This is a genomic window from Paenibacillus sabuli (assembly GCF_014705605.1).
GTDB lineage: Bacteria > Bacillota > Bacilli > Paenibacillales > Paenibacillaceae > Paenibacillus_D > Paenibacillus_D sabuli.
The window spans coordinates 24831-41487 of the sequence record NZ_JACXIZ010000007.1 but is presented as its reverse complement, the minus strand read 5'-3'; the positions used below and the strand labels follow the sequence as shown (position 1 = coordinate 41487).

Here is a 16657-nt window from a genome sequence, read left to right as displayed (position 1 = left end):
CCGAAAGTCTCAATTATATGGAAGCGGTTGCAGGGGGGGGGACGGGGAGAAGCAAGTGAGTATGCAAGCAATTGAACCTATGGACAAGGGAGCGGATGAAATGAAGCATTGTGCTCGGCTTGCTACACCGATGACGGTACTGCTGGTATTGACGATGGCGCTATTCGCCGTATGGGGAGGCGCCAAGCCTCTGCCCACGGCCCATGCGACCGCGGCGGAGCCGATCGGCTACTGGAGCCTGGATGAATCGTCGGGGACCGAGGCCGCCTCGGACGGCGCCGGCAGCGGGCTGGACGGCACGCTGATGAACCGGCCTGCGCATGTAGAGGGGGTGCTCGGCAATGCCGTATTCTTCGACGGTCGCAATGATTACATCGATCTGGGCAATCCTGCCGCGCTGCAATTGAGCGGGGCGATGAGCGTGACGGCATGGGTCTATGCGGACGACTTCGATACGAACGGCCGGATCATCTCCAAGGAGAACGGACCCGGCTCGCAAGGGTGGAGTCTGTACGCGGGTGCGGACGGCAAAGGTCGCTTCCAGATTGCCACCGGCGCCGATACGACGGTGCCGGTCGAGACGGCGAGCGCGCTGCCGGCCGGGCAGTGGGTGCATCTGGCAGGCGTCTACGAGCCGGGGACCGCGCTGCGCATCTATGTGAACGGCGTGCTCGATCAGGCGGTGACAGCCGATGTGCCGACTGCGCAAGTCGTCAATGGCAACGCGGTGTTTATCGGCCGCCAGCCGGATTTCTCCTCGCCGTTTGCCGGCAAGCTGGACGAGTTGTACGTGTTCGATCAGGCGCTGACTACAGCGGAGGTCGAAGCGTTGGCCACGCTGCCGAGCGTGCCGCCTGTCGTCTCGTCGCCGGTCCCGGGGCCGGTCGCGTCGCCGACGCCGACGGCGCCGGCAGCCGAATTCGTGCCGAGCTTCGAAGCGATCAGCGTGTACATGCCCGGCGCAGGCGCGGATTCGGAGATCGGGCTGCAGTATCGCGAGGCGGGGGCATCGGTCTGGCAGACAGCCTTTCCGCCTGTCTATGACGAGCGCACGAATCAATTCCGCGGCAGCATCGTCAAGCTAAACGAAGACACGAGCTATGAGGTGAAGGCGACTGTGTCCCTGGATGGGGCGACCGTCGCCTGCGAGACGGCTGCGGTGGACACGTGGACCTCCTCGCCGACCATCGCCCAGACGATCTCGCTAGCCTCCCTCTATACGGGCGGCGCACTTGAGCTGGACGGCTTGACGGGAACGGAGAATGGCTGGATCAAGGTCGTCAACGACACCGGCATCGTCATCGACGGGGCCAAGCTGGCGACGGCGGCAGTCACGGTGACGGACAGCCAGTATGTGATCCTGGAGGATTTCGTCGTGCGCGGCGGCATCCGGCACGGTATCCAGATCGGCGGGACCAATTCGGATATCCGCATCGCGAACGCGGATATTACCGGCTGGGGCCGCGAGGTCGTGGAGACGACCGAGACCGGCACGCTCGGCTATCCGGTCGATGCCGACGGCGCAGAGATCAACAACGACGCCGGCATCGCCATCTACGACGGCCGCAATATTGTCGTCGAGCGCAGCTACGTGTACGAGCCCAATGGCTGGTCCAATACGTGGAAGGGTGTCACGATGGGCGGACTGGCCTATTCCAGCACACATCCGAAGGGCCCCAATGCGGTATTCCTGCGAGGCCGGGGCGGGATCGTGCTGCGCTATAATGACTTTGCCGCCAGTGACGCGCACCGCTTCAATGACGTCGTCGAGACGTACGAGAACGGGCAGGAGAGCGGCGGCCCTTACCGGGATGCCGACATCTACGGCAACTTCCTGGGCTACGGCAACGACGACGCGACCGAGCTCGACGGCGGCCAGATGAACGTCCGCTTCTACAATAACCGTAACGAGCAGACGTTCGGCGGTATCAGCATCGTTCCGAACCTGCTGGGGCCGTCGTATGTGTACAACAACCTGTCGGCGAACATGGGCGATGCCACGCGCTCGACGGGCGGCGCAATCGTCAAGGGCGGGGGCAATGCGAACCTGGGCGTCGGCTGGTCGTTCCTGTTCAACAATACGTACTATACCGACGGCAACGGCTTCGCTTCTTACCGGTACAGCAACCAGCGGGCGATGCGCGCCTACACGCGCAACAATATCATCGTACTTGATCGTGCGCTGCCTACTGGGTTCTACAATATTCGGGATGATTATCAGCGGCAGGAGAACAGCTTCGATTACGACGCGCTGGGCACGACTTCCCGGACGGACGGTGTGGGCCGCATCCTGGCGTACCCGGGCAACGAGGCCAATGCGCAGTGGGGCATCGCCGCGATGACGGACCCGGCGGCGGGCCTGTTCACGCTGGAGCCGAGCGCCGGTACGGGTGAGGTGAATGTCATCGATCAAGGCGTCGTCGTGCCCAACTTCACGGACGGGTACGCAGGCGGCGCGCCGGACATCGGCGCCATTGAATACGGGGAGAGCGGGCTCATGCCGAAGCGGCCGATTCCATTGACAGCGGACCGCTATTTCGTCGCCATCCCCGACGATGCCGATACGGCGCAGTTCACGATCTCGCCCGGCAGCTACAGCGGGGCGTACGCGATCCGCAAGGCGCCCTCGGACGATTGGTATACGGTGACGCCAAGCAGCGGCACGTTCACAGCCGGTGTGGACACGACCTTCACGATCACGCTCGACAAGTCGAAGGCCGCCTTTGACAAGGCGGAGGAATACTCGACCTTGTTCGTGCGGCTGCCAAGCGGCCATTCGGTGCCGGTCTCCGTCATCGCCTATAATGCCGACCCGGACCCGGTCACACCGCCCGCGACGCCCGATCCGGAGCCGGAGCCGGAAGTGTCGACCGAGCCGGAGATCGGCATCCCGGCTACGGCTGCGGCGCCGACCATAGACGGCGCGGCGGATAGCGTGTGGACACAGTCCGATCCGGCGGCCTTGACGCAGGTCACCCGCGGTACGATCGATTCCGCTGCAGACCTGTCCGCCTCCTGGCAGGCGCTGTGGGACGCGGATGCGCTGTACGTCCTGGTGGACGTAGCCGACGATGTGCGGGTGAACGATTCGGGATCGGTATGGGACGACGATAGCGTCGAGGTCTACATCGATGCGGACAACAGCAAGGAGGCGGCGTATGATCAGGTGAACGACCTGCAGTATCAGTTCGGCTACGGCGATACGACGCCGATTGAGACCAAGCTGAATCGGATCGCCGGGGTGCAGTACGCGGTTCAGGACACGACAGTCGGGTATCGGATGGAGATCAAGCTGCCGTGGACGACGCTCGGTCTGATTCCCGCGGCGGGCAGCGTCATCGGGCTGGAGATTGCAGTCAACGACGATGACGACGGCGATCTTCGCGACGGCAAGCTGCAGTGGAAGGCCGAGGAGGATACGAGCTGGAAGGACCCGCGCGTGTTCGGCAATGCCGAGCTGGAGGAAGCTGCGGAGTAACGAATCCCACTGGCCCGTCGCGACTCTCTCGGGGAGCCGCGGCGGGCCGTTCGCATTACTTTGATGAATGGTTTGAACAGGAGTTGACCAGCAGTTGGCCGGTTGCGGTCTCGGCGCAGAAGTTCCTGGCCATGGCCACGTTTTTCCCTTCGTGGGTACGGTGATGCACAAAAGAGAACGCCCCGCACACCGCCTTCACCTGGTCGCGCAGCTCCGGCGTGTCGCTTGAATCGCATACGAATACGTCGAATGCAATCGCCCTGCGAGCGATGTCGAGCGCCTCCAGGCATTTGACCAGCCGGGTTCGGCTGATTCCGCGTAGGAATGACTACAGAAATGAGCTTGTTCAACCTGTCTCGCCTTCCTTTGATTTGGCTTCACGATTCGCTCTGTTTTTTAATTGGTTAGTGAACCATCGAATGTCCGCTCTTGTGTATATAAAATGACTGAATGGGACGTGTAAAAGGCGGTTGTACAAAACCAGGATGGCGATGAATCTGATGATGGAAGTAAGAAGCAAGGCAAGACCGGCTCCTGCGATTCCGAATGGTGGAATCAACAGTAGTAACAGCGGAACATTCAGCACCACCATACTCGCCTGTATGAGCGTTAGCGTGCCGGGACGGCCCGTCGCCATGAAGGCTTGCGATAATCCCCAGGCACTGCTGGTCACCATGACCTGAAGCAACAAAATCCGGAAGACCGGGACCGCAGGCATGTACGCCGGCCCGTAGAGCAGATGAAGCACGATCGGCGCTGCAACCGCCAAAAAGGCGGCGAGCAGCCCTGTCGTAATGAGACTGCATTTCCAAATTCGAATCGTGAGTTGAACCGCATCCTTGCCATTCAATGCCGATGCCTTGGGGAAGAGTACCAAATTAATGGAAGATTGAATCATGCTGAGCATTCGGGATAAGCTTAAGGCAATTACATATAACCCCAGATTGGCAGGGGAGAGCATGCCTACGACAATGATCTGATCCAAATGCAAGGAGAGCGTGCCCGCAATGTCGATGCCATACGATCGAAAACCGTAGGAAGTCAGTTTTTTTGCGGGTTCTCTTATTTTGGAAAAGACCGGCTTGATTTTTTTTGCCAAGCGCATCAGTAACCAGATCTGGATCGGGATTGTGGGAAAAGCATAGGAGAACGCCGATGTATAAGGATTCAAGGTGTCCGTCGCCAGGAATAGGAGCAGGAAGAGCAGCGTGCCCGCCGGCATCGCGTAGCGCATGAAATTGACCAAGCCAAATTCGTTGTTGGCTTGCAGGATCGCGTTATTCACAAATGTTAGTAACCCCAAAGGAATGGTCACCATCAAAATCTGGGCAAACCAAATGACCGGCTTCGAATAGTCGCCCATCCATAACGGAACGAAGAAGAGTGCTGGAATGACCCCCAAGGCTCCAAGACCGATACATAGCAAAATCGAGGCGCCGTATAGTCTTTCCGGGGTTTCCAGTTTTTTTTGCAAGGTGTAGATCATGGCTGAGGGCAATCCCATCGTCAGCAGATGGGTGAAAAATTGCGACCACATCAGAATTGCCGCCTGTTCGCCGCGGCCTGACGGGCCTAAAGTCCGGGCCACGATCATGCCGGTAACGAGATTCAAGAGAATGATGAATCCGCTCGAAAGCACGAGTCGTGCAATATGGCCGAGGCTGTCTTTTCTGCTTACGACGGAAACCATAGGCGATATTATTTTTTGCAATCCGATTGCTTGATTGATCTTAGGCATACGTGCACCTTCCACCTTCACCTGATGTTTAACGGGTCTAATAAAATGATACATTATGTAACATTATCATTGGTAACTATAAAATAAAACGAGCATTCTGTCAAACTTTATTTCATGATTCCACGCTTTAAAATACAAAATGTATCACTCCATGACCGGGTGCGGCATGCCGCGCGACATCCGGCCGGTCTTGCTCTATACTGATAGCATACAAGCAAGCGAGGAGCTGATTCGGATGGACTATACGTATACCGATGAGATGAAGATGCGGCTGCGGCGCGTCGAGGGCCAGATTCGCGGCGTGCTGCGATTGATGGACGAGGGCAAGCCGTGCAAGGAGGTCGTGGCGCAGCTGTCCGCAGTTCGCAACGCCTCGGACAAGGCAATCGCCCATATCGTCGCGGAGAATCTGCAGCATTGCATCCTGAGCGAGCAGGCGGCGGGCAATACCGACACGAGCCAGCTCGTCAAGGAGGCCATTTCGCTGCTCGTCAAAAGTCGGTAACCCCGTTAAAATTTTAGTTAACCAAAGTAAATTTTGCCTCGTTCGCTCCCTTGGTACAATGGATAAGCTGGGCACTTATTCAGTTTGAAGGGAGTGAGCGTTTGATTCATCATCTATGGCGCGGCTTCGGCGTGCTGGCCCTGCTGACGCTCTGCGCGCTGGCGGGCCCCATGCGCGAGGCGCATGCGGTCGTCATGGTCGAGGCGCTGCCCGCCTCGTCCGATCTGCCAGTTGGCGTCAGCGGCGTCGCGGCCAGTCCGATTCAGAATGGCAGTCGCATTCTTGCAAGCGGCGGCAACACGTCTTCGAACGGCTATACCGCGAATGCTTATCTATTTAATGTGTCGACGCATACGTGGCTGGCAGCTGCGCCGCCGCTGCAGCTGTCTTATCACCATCAGACGATGCTCCAGGACGGTCGGGCGCTGGTGACAGGCGGTTCACACTATGTAACGGGTGTTGGCTATACGTACAACAATGCAGCGCGTATCTATAATCCGAACACCGCGCAATGGAGCAGCGCGGCGAATCTGCCCATGACGATGTACGGCAACGCCCAGACGACCCTCCAGGACGGCCGGGTCATGATTGTCGGCGGTTCGGATCAGATTTATTACTTTGATTTTGGCGGCGGCGGACCGCCGATGTACGACAACACGTACATCTACAATCCGGCCGCCAACCAATGGACCGGAGCGGCGCCGCTGCCAGTCGAAATTTACGGCGCTGCCATGAGCACGCTGCAGGACGGGCGGGTGCTGCTGACCGGCGGTCAGAGCGGGCTGGCCTTTTCCTTTCATGCGTACATCTACGATCCGGCGACCAATACGTGGGAGAGGCAGAATGCTTCTATGCCGTACAGCCAGGGGGATGTGTTCTTCCGGCATGCGCAGGTCACGCTGGATAGCGGCAAGGTGCTCGTCATGGGTGTGAATTCCTATTACCTGTATGATCCGGCGACGGATACGTGGACGGTCGACGCTCCGAATCCCGGCAAGCTGGAGGCCGGCAATCTGGTGCTGGCAGGCAGCGATGTCTATGTCATAGGCGGGTACAACGATACCAACTACGACACCAACCGAACCGTCTATCGCCTGTCCTTCGACGAGGTGCCTCCGACGGCTCCGTCCATCCAGGGCGCTCCGAGCGGGTGGGTCAACTCCAATGTGACGCTCACGGTGACGCCGGGCACGGATGCCGGGTCCGGCGTCGACCGGACCGAGTACCGGCTGAGCGGCGCGACGATTCAGGGCTGGACGGCTTATGGCGGCGGCGATACGATTACCGTGACCAATGCCGGCCAGACGACCGTAGAGGCGCGGACGGTCGACCGCGCCAACAATATCACCTCTGCTTCGGCGATCGTGCGCATCGACCGCAGCGCGCCGGTAGCCCCGACGATCAACCTGACGCCGCCCGGCTGGTCGGCGACGAGCGCGAGCTTCACCCTGACCGGTGCGACCGATACCGGAGGGGCGGGCGTCGCCCGCACGGAATTCCGCTTGGCAGGCGCGACGACGCTCGGCTGGACGACCTATACGGGCGCGACCGCGATCACGGCGGAGGGCGAGACGACCGTCTACGCCCGCACGATCGATCAGGCCGGCAATGTCAGCACCGAGCGTACGGCTGTGGCGCGCATCGACAAGTCGAACCCGAGCGCTCCGACCATCGCGCCGTCCGACGGCAATTGGCGCAACGCTGCGGTCAACGTCGTCCTGACGGCCGGTACGGACAGCGGCGGCTCCGGTGTGGCCCGCACGGAGTATCGGCTGAGCGGGGCGACATCGCTAGGCTGGACCACCTACAGCGGTCCGGTCGCGATCAGCGCCGAGGGCACGACACAGGTCGAAGCGCGTACCGTGGATGCTGCGGGCAATGTGAGTGATTCGGCCAACGCCGGCGTGCGGATCGACAAGACGAGACCGAGCGCACCGGCGGTGAGTCCGGCGACGACGGATTGGACGGCCGCGGGGAGTGTGGCGGTGACGCTCACGCCCGGCTCGGACAGCGGGTCCGGCGTCGCCCGCACCGAATACACGCTGAGCGGGGCCCAGTCGCAGGCATGGACGACGTATACGACCCCGATCACGGTGACGGAGGAGGGCACGACGACCATCAGCGCCCGTACAGTGGATACGGCCGGCAATATCAGCGACGTCTCGACCGCTGTGGCGCGGCTGGATCGTACGGCGCCCGGCACGCCTGCGATTACGCCGTCGACCGCAGCCTGGACTTCGTCCAATGTGACGGTGACGATCGCTGCCGGGAGCGACGCCGCCTCCGGCGCCGCGCGCGTGGAGTACCGGCTGAGCGGGGCGGTGACACTCGGCTGGACGACGTATGCCGGGCCGGTGAATGTCACGGCCGCCGGCGAGACGACCGTCCATGCCCGCACCGTCGACCGCGCGGGCAATACGAGCGGAGAGGTCTCCGGCATGGTGCGGATCGATCGCACCGCGCCGGGCGCTCCGACGGTCACGCCGGCGACCACCGCGTGGTCGGCCGCGGCGAGCGTAGCGGTGACCGTCGCCCCGGGCGCGGATAGCGGCTCGGGCGCGGCGCGCACCGAGTACCGGCTGAGCGGGGCGACGACGGCGGACTGGGCGGCGTACGAGAGCCCGGTCGCAGTCAGCGCCGAGGGCGTCACGACCCTCGAAGCGCGCACCGTCGACCGCGCGGGCAATACGAGCGGGGCGGCCTCCGGCACGGTGCGGATCGATCGCACCGCGCCGGGCGCTCCGACGGTGACGCCGGCGACCACCGCGTGGTCGGCCGCAGCGAGCGTAGCGGTGACCGTCGCCCCGGGCGCGGATAGCGGCTCGGGCGCGGCGCGCACCGAGTACCGGCTGAGCGGGGCGACGACGGCGGACTGGACGGTGTACGAAGGCCCGGTCGCGGTCAGCGCCGAGGGCGTGACGACCGTTCACGCCCGTACCGTGGACACGGTGGGGAATGTCGGAGCCGAGGCGACCGGGATTGTCCGCATCGACCGGACCAAGCCGGATTCGCCGGCGCTCACGGCTTCGGAGACCGGGTGGACGGATGCTGACGTCGTCGTCGACATTGCGCCGGGCGCGGACACCGGCGCGGGTGCGGACCGCGTCGAGGTGCGCCTCACGGGCGCCGCAAGCGCAGACTGGTCGCGCTATACCGCCCCGCTGACGATCGCGACGGAGGGGGAGACGACTGTACATGCCCGCACGCTGGATAGAGCGGGCAATGCCAGCCCGGACTCGACTCTGGTCGTCCGTATTGACCGCACCGCGCCGCCGGTCCCCGTCCTGACGCGTACCCCCGATTCGGACGGCTGGCTATCGGTCGCCTCGGTATCGGTCGAGGCGCTGGCTCCCGACGAGCTGTCGGGGTCCGGCGTGGCGCAGGTCGCGTACCGGCTGGACGGCGCCGAGTCGCTCGACTGGACTCCCTATACGGAGCCGGTCGTCATTGACAGCGAGGGCGAGACGACGGTCGAAGTGCGCAGCGTCGATCAGGTGGGCCAGATGTCGAGCACTTCGACGGTCGTCCGGATCGACCGCACGGCGCCGTCTGCGGCGACCTTGCTCTCGCCTGCGGCGGATCGCGTGCTGAACGTCGCCGCGCCGCTCTTCTCGGGCACAGCGATGGTGAGCGATAGCGTCTATGCGATCCTGGTGCTGGATGAGCAAGAGCTGGCCCCAGTCCCGGTCCAATCCGACGGCGGCTGGTCCTATACGCCCGCCCCGCTGGACGACGGCGACCACACGCTGCGCGTCTACGCCCAGGATCGAGCGGGCAATCGGAGCGCATCTGCGGCGACGGCGAGCTTCACCATCGATACGGAGGCGCCGCAAGCGCCGCAGATCGATACGCCGGCCGACGGTGCGGCGCTGCCCGATCCGGCCCCGCTCGTCGCAGGCACCGCAGAGCCTCATGCGCATATCGTGCTGCTCATCGATACGCTGCAGCATACGGTGCTGACGGCGGATGCCGACGGCGGCTGGAGCTATCGCTTCGAGGCGGAGCTGGACGACGGCCTCTACGTGCTCGAGGCCGAGGCGCTCGATGCCGCGGGCAACCGCAGCGCCGTGTCCGCGGCGGTGACGATGACGATCGATACGCTCCCGCCGGATGCGCCGCAGCTGCATGCGCCGGTGGACGGCACGGTCACGAGCGAGCGGCAACCGCTCGTCTCGGGTACGGCGGAGCGCGGGGCGAGCGTCGTGATTCGCTTCAACGACGGGCCCGAAGCGACGGTCGCCGCAGCGGCGTACGACGGCGGCTGGAGCTATCTGCCGGATGCGCCGTTGCCGGACGGGGCGTATACCGTCCAGGCAAGGGCTGTCGATGCGGCAGGCAATGCGAGCGACACTGTCGCGGCCGCGCTGACAATCGATACCGAGGCCCCGGCGGCGGTAACCGTGACGTCGCCGGCCTCGGGACAGCACGTCGCCGCCTCTCGTCCGCTCGTGGAGGGGAATGCCGAGGCGGATGCGCGAATCAGCCTTCGCGTGAACGGCGGCGCAGCGGAGTATGTCACGGCGGACGGCAGCGGCCAGTGGCGCTATCGTCCGGCGGAGCCGCTCCCCGACGGCGAGGTGACGCTGGAGGTGTCCGCATCGGACGCCGCCGGCAACACGACGGCCGCCCCGACGCACGTCTTCGTGATCGATACGACGTCGCCGGGTCTGCCGGTGCTGCTGGAGCCCGCGCCCGGCGCGGTGCTCAATGTACCGCGTCCCGTCATGAAGGGGACGGGCGAGCCGTGTGTGACGATCAGCGTCTACCTGGACGACGCCGCACCGGTGAGGGTCACGGTCGACGAGCAGGGCGACTGGCGCTACACGCCGGCCGCGGCGCTCGGAATCGGAGCGCATGCGGTGCGGCTGCAAGCCGTCGATGCGGCGGGCAATGCCAGTCCCATGACGGAGGCGAGCGGCTTCACGCTCGTCTCGGCCAATGCCGGACTGGGCACGCTGGAGCTGAGCGGCATCCGGCTGCGCGAGCCGGTCTCGGCGCTCACCTATACCTATACCGCGGAGGTGCCGCACGAGACGGATCGCACGCTCATCACGGCGACGCCTGACGATGCGCACGCCACACTGACCCTCCTGCGAGACGGGGAGCCCGTCGGAGAGCCGGCCCTGCTTGCCGTCGGACGGCAGACGTTCACGATCACGGTGACGGCCCGGGACGGCTCGACCGTGCAGGTCTATACGGTGACCGTGGTGCGGGCGGCGGACGACCCGCTGCCTGAACCGGAGCCGGAGCCTGAACCAGAGCCAGAGCCAGAGCCAGAACCGGAGCCCGGGCCTGGTCCCGTGCCGCCTGGCGGATCGGATACGCCCGGCGGCGAAGGTTCGGATGGCGGGCAGCCCGGAGACCCGGATCAGCCGGATGGAGCCGAGTCGCCCGAGACCCCGGGCGCGCCTCCGATACGCGCAGGCTGTCCGGCCCGGGCCGCCGCAGCGATGCCGTTCGACGATCTCGGCGGACATTGGGCGAGCGGGGAGATCGGGGATGCGGCGGCATGCGGCATGGTCGACGGCTTCGGCGACGGCACCTTCCGCCCCGACGCGCCGGTCACGCGCGTGGAATTCGTCGTGATGCTGATGAACGTGCTTGGTCTTGCGGACGGTCGCGGACAGGACGCGCTGCCATTTGCCGATGCGGCCGGCATCCCCGCATGGGCGGCCGACGCGGTGGAAGCCGCGCGGCGCAGCGGCATTGTGACGGGCTACGCCGACGGCAGCTTCCGCCCGCATGCGGCGCTTACGCGCGCCGAGATGGTGACGCTGGCGGGCAGAGCCTTCGGGCTCGCGCCGCTTGCAGCGGACGGCGCGGCGGGCCCCTTCCCCGATACCGCTCAGATCCCGCGCTGGGCGAGCGGCTACGCCGCGGCCATGGCGCAGCAGGGCATCGTGCGCGGGCGCGGCCAGGGGCAGTTCGTGCCGCAAGGCACGTCGACGCGCGCGGAAGCCGCGGCCGTGCTGCTGCGGATCGTGCGCGCCGAAGCGCCCGGCGCCGGCCACGACGGCACGGAAGCATGAATGAAAGCCATTTTATCCGGTCCACCGATCTGTACAGCGGCGGTGCGAGGGAATTTCCCTTGCACCGCCGTTTTTTTGCTTGTCTCGATTTCTCGGAGCGCAACTTGTGTCCGTCTAATAGCGGCGGCTACAATGCCTCCTTCTCGCGCCGCAGCAGGTGGGCTTCGGATTCATGCAGTGTGGATCATGAATATCGCACCTCGGAAAGCGCCAGGTCACGAAGTGATTATAGACGGAGAATCGCCGCGCTCTGTACGATATGCATGAACAATGGAAAGGAGGAGGAGGCAAGTGGACGCAAGGAAACAGGAACAGCTTGATCCTGCCTCGGCGTCAGGCGAAGGGCCCGGATTGATTGATACGGACGTGCACAACGACTTTGCGGCGCGCGAGGATCTGCTGCCTTACTTGCCCAAGGTCTGGCATGCGCAATGGCTCGCCGTCGGAACGGGAGTGGGAAGTCCGTATTATTCGCCCGTCGGCGTGCTGCGCCGCGACGCCGGGCCGGAGCGCGGCGGGCCCCCGGGCAGCGATCCGCATTACCTGCTGCGCGATCATCTGGAGCGATTCGCGATCGATTATGCGATTCTCACCGGAGCGGGCATCCTGGAGATGTCGCTGAATCCCGACTGCGATTACGCCAACGCCGCCGTCTCGGCCTACAACGATTACCTGCTCGAGCAATGGCTGCCGGCCAGTCCCAGGTTCAAGGGTTCGATTGTCGTCAATCACGCGGACCCGGCAGCGGCGGCGCGCGAGATCGATCGCCTGGGCGGGCATCCGGATCTGGTACAGGTCATCATGTGCAGCGGCGCGCGCACGCTGTACGGTCAGCGCTGCTATCATCCGATCTACGAAGCGGCGCAGCGTCACGGACTGCCGGTTGCCTTCCATCCAGGCACCGAGGGACGCGGCGTCGCCGGCGCGCCGACCCCGTCGGGCTATCCCTCGCGCTACATGGAATGGCACAATGCATTGCCCGGCAATTACATGGCCCATCTCAACAGTCTTGTCTGCGAGGGCGTGTTCGAGAAATACCCCGAGCTGCGCATCGTCGCGATCGAGGGCGGGATCGGCTGGCTGCCGCATCTGATGTGGCGCATGGACAAAAATTACAAGGCGCTGCGAGACTCCGTGCCGTGGCTGCGCGAGCTGCCTTCGACCTACCTGCGGCGCCATGTCTACTTGACGACGCAGCCGATCGAGGAGCCGCAGGAGCCGGAGCATTTGGCACAAATTTTCCGCATGTGCGGCGCCGAGGACCGGGTGATGTATGCCAGCGACTATCCGCATTGGGATTTCGACCCTCCGAAGTTTGCGCTGGCTTCGCTGCCACGCGAGATGCGGGCCAAGGTCCGCTCGGCCAACGCTGCCGCCTTGTACGGTCTGACCGGGCGGCCCCCGGCGGGCGGGAGGGGGGGCGCCTCGCATGCGGACTGAGACCCGGTCTGCGATCTGGCGCGATATGCGGCGGGATCGCTGGATCTATTTGCTGATGCTGCCGGGTCTGCTGTATTTCCTGGTGTTCAAGTATTTGCCGATGGGCGGCGTCGTGATCGCCTTTCAGAATTACCACCCGTTTACCGGCTTTTGGGGCAGTCCGTGGGTCGGGTGGACGCATTTTGAACGGCTGTTCGCCGACCCGGATTTTTTTCGGCTGCTGCGCAATACGCTGCTGCTGTCGCTGTACAATCTGGGACTCGGCTTCCCCGCGCCGATCCTGGTGGCGTTGATGCTCAACGAGCTGCGGGTGCAGTGGTTCAAGCGTTCGATCCAGACGATGATTTACATTCCGCACTTCATGTCCTGGGTCGTCGTGGTGGCGATGTTCTTCGTCATCTTCGAATCGCAGGACAGCATCTTCCAGTCGCTGCTGGCCGGTCTTGGGTTCGAGCCGCATTCGATCATGATGGACCGGGGCTGGTTTCGGCCGATGTATATTTTGCAAGCCTTGTGGCGGGATACCGGCTGGGGCACGATCATCTACCTGGCCGCGCTGGCGGGCATCAGCCCGGAGCTGTACGAGTCGTCGCGCATCGATGGCGCGAGCCGACTGCGTCAGATCTGGCACATTACGCTGCCGGGCATCCGCAGCACGATCGTCGTGCTGCTGCTCCTGCGGCTCAGCGACGTGCTGGAGCTGAGCTTCGAGCATGTGTTCCTGCTGCTCAATGCCGTCAATCGCGAGGTCGGAGACGTTTTCGACACGTATGTGTACCGCGTCGGTCTCATCAACGGTCAGCTCAGCTACAGCACGGCTGTCGGTCTGTTCAAGGGCGTGGTCGGGCTGGCGCTTGTGCTGCTGGCCAATTGGCTGGCCAAAAAGTTTGGCGAGGAAGGCATTTTTTAATCCAGACAAGGAGGGAGCGCTATGCCGGACCGCAGTCTTGGCGGCCGTGTGTTCGACGCGGTCAATATTGTGCTGCTGCTGCTGATGGGGCTGGTGACGCTGGTGCCGTTTGTTCACGTCATCGCCAGCTCCTTCGCTTCGGTGGCGGAGTACAATCGGACGGACTTCCTGCTGATTCCGACCGAATTCTCGTTGAAGGCCTATACCTACATCTTCACGACGGACGCACTGCCGCGCAGTCTTGCGGTGACTGTCATGATCACGGTGATCGGGACCGCCATCAATCTGTTATGCACCTCGCTGCTGGCGTACGCCCTGTCGCGCAGACGCGTGCATTTTCGCAAGACGATCATGTTCCTGATCGTGTTCACGCTCATCTTTCAGGGCGGTCTGATTCCGGATTATCTGATTGTGCGCGAGGCCGGACTGCTTAATTCGTATTGGGCGCTGCTCATTCCGCGTGCGATCATTCCGTTCTATCTGATCATACTCATCAATTTCTTTCGCAATTTGCCAGTCGAGCTGGAGGAATCGGCGCGCATGGACGGCTGCGGCGATCTGCGGCTGCTGTTCCAGATCGTGATGCCGTTGTCGAAGCCCGCGCTGGCGACGTTGACCTTGTTCTATGCGGTATTTCATTGGAATACGTACATGCATGCGATCCTGTACCTGACGGATACGGCGAAGTGGCCGATTCAGGTGCTGCTGCGGCAGATCGTGCTGGTCTCCCAAGCCGGCTTCGTCGAGCAGGGCGTGGTCGAGGGCGAGCAGTCGATTCCGCCGGATACGGTGCGCATGGCGGTCATTACGGTGGCGACGTTCCCGATCCTGCTCGTCTACCCGTTTTTGCAAAAGCATTTTGCCAAGGGCATCCTGCTCGGATCGGTTAAGGGCTAGTCGGTTGAAGCGATCGACTGGCGTGACGCGGCACAGACTTGTATCTTGTTTTATAATAGACTGAGGAGGGAAAAGACATGCCAAGGGAGAAAAGGGGAAGTAGCGCCTGGAGGGCGATCCTGCTGCTCGCCGCGCTAGTGGTCGCAGCAGGCTGTACGAGCAACAATGGAGGATCGGAAGCCGAGGGCAGCGAGGGCAATGCCTCGAATCCGCCTGCAAGCGATAGCGTCAATGGGAGCGGCGCACAGCAGGGGGAAGGGGCCGCGGGTAAAAATGTAACCGTCTCCATGATGAATACGTACTTCTCCGAAACCGCGCCGTCCGACGAGGGCGAGGTCGTGCGCTCGATCGAGCAATTCTCCAAAGCGGAGCTGGACATCACATGGGTTCCGCAAAATGTCTATGCCGAGCGGCTCAACGTAACGATGGCCTCCGGGGATATGCCGCAGGTGCTGATGGTCGACAATCCGTTTCACACCTCGATTCTCAACGGTGTGCGTTCGGGCATGTTTTGGGAGCTGGACGGGTATTTGGACGAATTTCCGAATTTGCAGACCTTCGACCCGGCGCTAACCGCCAATCTGCAGATCGAGGGCAAGACGTACGTCATTCCGCGTCCGCGTCCGCTCGTCCGCAACGGTCTGATTATCCGCAAGGATTGGCTGGACAATGTCGGCATGGAACTGCCGCGCACGATCGATGATTTTTACGAGTTGCTCGTTGCCTTCAAGGACGACGATCCCGACGGCAATGGGCAGGACGACACGTACGGCATGATGCTGTACGAGGGCTCGATTCCGCGGGATATCTTTTCCTGGTTCGGGGCGCCGAACAATTGGAAGCTCGAGGACGGCGCTTTCGTCAAGGATATCGAGACGGCGGAATTCCGCGAGGGACTTCGGTTCGTACGCCGGCTGTACAAGGAAGGACTCATCAATGCGGACTTCCCCGTCGTGGTGCGCAACGAGGCGCGGCGCGATCTGTACAATGATCGCGTCGGCGTCAGCATGGAGGCGCTCGATGCGGTTGTTCCGTTCTACTACTTCCAGATGAATACGACGGGCAATCGCTTCGAGCTCGTGGCCGGTCATCCGGTCGAGGGCAAGGCCAATGCGACGAGCGGGCACTACGGCGGGGCTATGATTCCGAAGACAAGCGTCCGCACGGAGGAGGAGCTGCGCGAGGTGCTGCGCTACTTCGATACGCAGCGCAGCGCGGAGGCGACGGAGCAATTCCGGGTGCTCGTCACGGAGAACGAGACGCGCGAGGACGACGCGAAGTTCAACATCGACGATCTGAAGAATATCATCGTCAACGAGGTGGCGATGTATCCGCCGGGCGACTCCGAGCTCAATCAGATGCTGCGCGCGCGGATGGAGGAGCATGCCGACGTGAGCGTCGCCGACCCGTCGCTGGGCTTGCTGTCGCCGACCCAGATCGAGCAGGGCCAGCAGCTCAATGAGCTGCTCAGCGACGCGATCGTACAGTTCGTGCTCGGCGAGATCGACGAGGGCGGTCTCGATACGGCGGTGGAGCAGTGGCGCAGCCGAGGCGGGGGCAAGGTGGCCGAGGAACTGGCGGCGTTGTACGGGGAGCAGCGCAGCTAGGAGCTGACGGACGCCGGCAAGCACGCAGCGGAGCCCTCGTTCGGGTATTCTTC

Annotated in this window: 8 protein-coding genes; 7 read left to right on the top strand and 1 reads right to left on the bottom strand. The window is 63.1% G+C overall.

The window, feature by feature from the left end:
- Positions 1-100 precede the first annotated feature (100 nt).
- On the top strand, positions 101-3478 hold the full coding sequence (locus IDH44_RS02030; RefSeq protein WP_190914195.1) for a sugar-binding protein: 3378 nt from the start codon (positions 101-103) through the stop codon (positions 3476-3478).
- Between the two features lie 346 nt (positions 3479-3824).
- Here IDH44_RS02030 and IDH44_RS02025 read toward each other — a convergent pair whose 3' ends face one another.
- Complete coding sequence (locus tag IDH44_RS02025) at positions 3825-5216, bottom strand: lipopolysaccharide biosynthesis protein (protein WP_190914193.1); 1392 nt, start codon at positions 5214-5216, stop codon at positions 3825-3827.
- Positions 5217-5451: 235 nt separating this feature from the next.
- Here IDH44_RS02025 and IDH44_RS02020 point away from each other — a divergent pair, with 235 nt between their 5' ends.
- The 6 genes from IDH44_RS02020 (at position 5452) to IDH44_RS01995 (ending at position 16604) form a co-directional block, all read left to right on the top strand.
- Positions 5452-5721 (top strand): metal-sensitive transcriptional regulator, encoded by a 270-nt coding sequence (locus tag IDH44_RS02020; protein WP_190914191.1) that lies wholly within the window; start codon positions 5452-5454, stop codon positions 5719-5721.
- A gap of 101 nt (positions 5722-5822) precedes the next feature.
- Positions 5823-11750, top strand: coding sequence for an OmpL47-type beta-barrel domain-containing protein (locus tag IDH44_RS02015; RefSeq protein WP_223869295.1), 5928 nt, complete (start codon positions 5823-5825; stop codon positions 11748-11750).
- A gap of 291 nt (positions 11751-12041) precedes the next feature.
- The gene (locus IDH44_RS02010) at positions 12042-13190 is read left to right on the top strand and encodes an amidohydrolase family protein (protein WP_317890090.1); all 1149 of its coding nucleotides are present in this window, start codon (positions 12042-12044) and stop codon (positions 13188-13190) included.
- Positions 13180-14100, top strand: coding sequence for an ABC transporter permease (locus IDH44_RS02005; protein ID WP_190914187.1), 921 nt, complete (start codon positions 13180-13182; stop codon positions 14098-14100). The genes IDH44_RS02010 and IDH44_RS02005 overlap by 11 nt, the downstream gene beginning before the upstream one ends.
- A 21-nt stretch (positions 14101-14121) precedes the next feature.
- On the top strand, positions 14122-14997 hold the full coding sequence (locus IDH44_RS02000) for a carbohydrate ABC transporter permease (protein WP_190914185.1): 876 nt from the start codon (positions 14122-14124) through the stop codon (positions 14995-14997).
- Between the two features lie 77 nt (positions 14998-15074).
- Complete coding sequence (locus IDH44_RS01995; protein ID WP_190914183.1) at positions 15075-16604, top strand: extracellular solute-binding protein; 1530 nt, start codon at positions 15075-15077, stop codon at positions 16602-16604.
- The last annotated feature ends 53 nt before the right edge of the window (positions 16605-16657 follow it).

What these genes read in the sequence shown, in the direction of transcription:
- IDH44_RS02030 (WP_190914195.1), top strand. Translation starts at nt 101, where the DNA reads ATGAAGCATTGTGCTCGGCTTGCTACACCGATGACGGTACTGCTGGTA.
- IDH44_RS02025 (WP_190914193.1), bottom strand. Translation starts at nt 5,216, where the DNA reads ATGCCTAAGATCAATCAAGCAATCGGATTGCAAAAAATAATATCGCCT.
- IDH44_RS02005 (WP_190914187.1), top strand. Translation starts at nt 13,180, where the DNA reads ATGCGGACTGAGACCCGGTCTGCGATCTGGCGCGATATGCGGCGGGAT.
- IDH44_RS01995 (WP_190914183.1), top strand. Translation starts at nt 15,075, where the DNA reads ATGCCAAGGGAGAAAAGGGGAAGTAGCGCCTGGAGGGCGATCCTGCTG.
- IDH44_RS02000 (WP_190914185.1), top strand. Translation starts at nt 14,122, where the DNA reads ATGCCGGACCGCAGTCTTGGCGGCCGTGTGTTCGACGCGGTCAATATT.
- IDH44_RS02020 (WP_190914191.1), top strand. Translation starts at nt 5,452, where the DNA reads ATGGACTATACGTATACCGATGAGATGAAGATGCGGCTGCGGCGCGTC.